Genomic DNA, 3,984 nt, shown 5'->3' with positions numbered 1-3,984 from the left:
CGGATGTCGTCGAGGCTGGTAAAGATCATCGTAGGAGTGCCATTAAGGAAAGATTGAGGGAAATATTGCTTGATTTTACCCTGACAGCCTTAAAGTAACAATTGTGAACAATATACTTATGATAATTTGGGAACATCTCTATTCGTATACGGCCAAAAGTTGCGGGGCGTCTCTCGCAACCAAGAACAGTTTAAAAATCCAGATAATGATCCACGGGGGGCGTGGACAAGTGGAAATATGGTAGGGTTAGCTGACGAAAAAGCGCGGCCTAATCTGCATTATGACCTTATTAATCAAACAACGGGAATTAATTATGGGAAGCCAAAGCAGGGATGGCGATTTGACCGTGCCAGAATGGCAACGCTAATTTCAGAAAACCGGATTTTATGGCCTGAAAAACCAACTGGCCGCCCAAGATTAAAGGTTTTTCTGAACGAAATGAGTTCCGAATATACCGGGTTTTCTTCAATCATAGGTGACCAATTATTTACTTATCACGGCACGAGGGAGCTTGACGAGATTTTTGAAAATCGACCTTTTGATTTTCCCAAGCCGTCCGATTTGATCTTAGAACTGATTCGACAAGGCGCACCAAACGAAGACGATATTATTTTGGATTTCTTCGCCGGTTCCGGCACCACCGCCCATGCCGTGATGAAACTGAACCAAGAAGACGGCGGCAACCGGCGTTTCATTCTGGTATCCAGCACCGAAGCCACCACCGACGCCCCGGATAAAAACCTCTGCCGCGATGTGTGCGCCGAGCGCGTGCGGCGGGTGATGAACGGCTACCGCAACAAGAAAGGCGAAAGGGTGGCGGGCTTGGGCAACGACCTGTTGAGTTCGCATCAATCCGGGTTTGCCTATCTCCGCACCCGCCGCATACCCGGCGAAGCCATACTGAGCGCCATCGAACACGAACAGGTTTGGACGGCCCTGCAATTGATCCACGCCGGGACACTCACCCCCTACCAATCCGCCCAACTCATCCAACAGGCGGACCTCGACCCAGGGGCCATGCTCTACGTCCCCAAGCTATCGGCGGCAGCGGTCGAACTCATCAAGCTAGCCATTCAAGCCCACGGAACCGCCGTGGTGTATTCCTGGCAACCCGGCTTGCTGACCCAATACCTTGAAGACGAACGGGCCAGCCTCCAGCCGATACCGCAATTCCTGGTCAACCGCTTTGGCTTGGGGGCCAAATCATGAGCGTGCCGACACCGAAGCACTACCAACAAGACGCCGTAAACAACGCCCTGGAAATCTTCCGCTACGCCGAAAACCAAATTCAGCAAGCCACCGACGCCGCCAGCCGCCGCACCGCCAGCGCCTTCAACGGCTGCGTGCTGCTGGAAGCGCCCACCGGGGCCGGTAAAACCATGATGGCCGGCATGATTGCCGAAGCTTTCGCCGCCCCGGATCATCATCACAACGCCAAAATCGTCTGGTTCTGGTTCACCCCGTTCGCCACTCTGGTGGAGCAATCCAAATCCGCGATGAAAGAGCATTTCACCGGGCTACGGGTGCGAGACCTCGCCAATGAGCGCGTGGCCTATTCCAGCCGCAGCGGCGATGTGTTCCTGACGACGTGGCAATCCGTGGCCGCGAAACGGGCCGATACCCGCAAGCTCCGCAAGAACGGCGACACCTCCCTGGCGCTGGATGACTTCATCCCAGCCTTGCGGGAAGCGGGTTTCCGTATCGGCGTGGTGGTGGACGAGGCCCATCACGGCTTTACCGGCGCGACCGAAGCCGTGCGCTTCTACCGGGAAGTCCTAGCCCCCGAATTCACCTTGCTGATTACCGCCACGCCCGACGACGCCGACGTGGTGAAATTCAAGAAAGCGGCGGGTATCGGGGAATTGCATCGCATCACCGTATCCCGTCAGCACGCCGTGGACGCGGGGCTTATCAAGGGCAGCGTCAAAGCGATTGCCTACTTGGCAACGGACGACCAGAAACCCTTCACCGACATCCCGGCCACCGCCTTGGCGGAAGCATGGCAAGCCCATAGCGCCATCAAAGCCCAATTGGCCGAAATCGGCGCGACTTTCACGCCGTTGATGCTGGTACAGGTGGGCAACAAAGGCCCGGCGGGCGTTTCCGTGATCGAAGATGCGAAAGCCAAGCTGTTGAATCTGGGCGTGCCGGAATCCGCCATCGCGTCCTACACCGCCGACGAACCCCACGATGACTTAGCGACCGTGGCTTTCGATGACAGCAAGGAAGTCCTGCTGTTCAAAATGGCCGTGGCCTTGGGCTTCGACGCACCACGGGCATTTACGGTGGTATCGATGCGCGGGGCCAAAGATACCGATTTCGGCGTGCAAGTGGTCGGACGCATTTTGCGGGTGCATCGGCAATTGCAAGCCAAGGCGGCGGACAAAACCCTTCCTGAACTGCTGCGGTTCGGGTATGTGTTCCTGGCCGAGCCGGAGAGTCAAAGCGGGCTGATTGGCGCGGGCGAGAGGATCAACGCCCTACAAACCGAACTGTCCGGGATTAGCCCCTATGCGCTCACCGTGCGGGTCGGCGGGGAAACCCAAGTGCAGTATTCCCAGAACGGGCAAATGGCTTTGTTGCCGCAACCCTACGTGCCCCCAGCCTGGAAACCAGCGGGCAGCGAACCCGCCGAGACCGCGCCTAATCCTGCGACGGTGGCTTATAGCGGGCCGGGAATCTTGCCCGGTTTCTCCCTGATTCCACAGGCCGAAACCGCCGCGCCCTATCAAAGCCATAGCGCCACGATTACCGCACCGTTGCCCGGCGCTTCGGTGCTTCCGTTGCGGGAGGGTATCCCGACATACTTCCAAAAAGAGCAGCTACCGCTGGAAACTGACGTGGTGAAATGTGCTGGGGTATATCTCAAACTGAGCGGGGAAGTGTTACAGGCGGGTTTACGAAAAACGGTCAGAATCACCCGCAAGACCGTGGCGGATATTTTCGACAGTCATACGCCAGCAGTGGACACCGTACAGGCTAAGCTTTCCCATGCTGAATTAGCCCGCCGGGCGCAACGAGTCTTGTTCCAGGCCGAATACTACAATCCCCGCGACCTGGAAGACGCCTTGCTGGCCGCGTTACGACTGGAATACAACGATGAACAAGGTATCGGACTGGACGACGGCGAGTTACGGCGTGCCTTGAACCTGATTTTGGCGACTTATCCAAATTTGGTGCGCGATTCGGTACGAGTGTGTATGGCCCGTGATAAGGAAATCTTGGACGCCGCGCCCTTGCCCGCTCACGTTGAAGCCTTGCCGGGCGCGGTTCGTTCCCGCCTCAATGTCTATGGCGTCATGCCGCCGGACCTGAACGAACACGAACGGAAATTCGCCGAATTCCTCGACGCCGACACGTCGGGCACCGTTCTATGGTGGCACCGCAACCCGTCACGCAAACCCTGGTCTATCCGCCTCATCATTCCCGAAGGCGACGGGTATTACCCGGATTTCGTCATCGGCGTGAAAAACCGGACACGGGGCGGCGGGATTCTGCTGGCGGAAATTAAGGGCGGTCATATCCTCGACAGCGAAGAAACACGGGAGAAGGCGCGGGCGGAACATAAAACCTATGGCCCGCCGGTATTGCTCACCCGCCGGGATGATGGGAAGTTCTGGATTGCCCGGTATATCCCCAAGGAAAACCGGGTGGAGCCGGATCAAGTATTCCGGGTGGAACACATGGGGCAGTATTGAGGGGGAACCCAGAAAGCACGCCACAACTGAGGATTAAGCCATGAACACCGTTTTGCTCGAATTTCCCATAGACGCCCTGGCCCTGCCCGCCGCCTCGCCCGAAGAGCTAGCGCGGGAAGCCAAATTCATGTTGGCGCTGAAACTGTTTGAAGTCGGGCGCTTGAGTTCCGGCAAGGCCGGGGCGCTGTGCGGTATGGGCCGGGTGGAATTCCTCCTTGCCGCCGGACGGGCCGGGGTGCCAGTCGTGGCCCTGGACGAAGACGAATTGAGCGCGGAGTTTGCCGAA

General features: G+C 57.6%; 3 protein-coding genes. All 3 read left to right on the top strand.

The genetic code is table 11. The annotated features are described in order from the left end of the window. The first annotated feature begins 237 nt into the window (after positions 1-237). Positions 238-1,209 (top strand): DNA methyltransferase, encoded by a 972-nt coding sequence (locus ACXWUF_RS19970; RefSeq protein ID WP_458496330.1) that lies wholly within the window; start codon positions 238-240, stop codon positions 1,207-1,209. Continuing rightward, positions 1,206-3,698, top strand: a complete 2,493-nt coding sequence (locus ACXWUF_RS19965) for a DEAD/DEAH box helicase (protein ID WP_458496329.1) — start codon at positions 1,206-1,208, stop codon at positions 3,696-3,698. The genes ACXWUF_RS19970 and ACXWUF_RS19965 overlap by 4 nt, the downstream gene beginning before the upstream one ends. A 40-nt stretch (positions 3,699-3,738) precedes the next feature. Then, positions 3,739-3,984, top strand: a 246-nt coding sequence (locus ACXWUF_RS19960; RefSeq protein ID WP_458496328.1) for a UPF0175 family protein, incomplete at its 3' end; no start/stop codon positions are given.

Source organism: Methylomagnum sp., assembly GCF_054333355.1.
Note: the sequence above shows the minus strand (reverse complement) of the source record. Positions and strands in the feature narration are given on the sequence as shown.

Excerpts from the sequence above, each read along its gene's own strand:
- ACXWUF_RS19970 (WP_458496330.1), top strand. The coding sequence starts at position 238 with ATGGTAGGGTTAGCTGACGAAAAAGCGCGGCCTAATCTGCATTATGAC.
- ACXWUF_RS19965 (WP_458496329.1), top strand. The coding sequence starts at position 1,206 with ATGAGCGTGCCGACACCGAAGCACTACCAACAAGACGCCGTAAACAAC.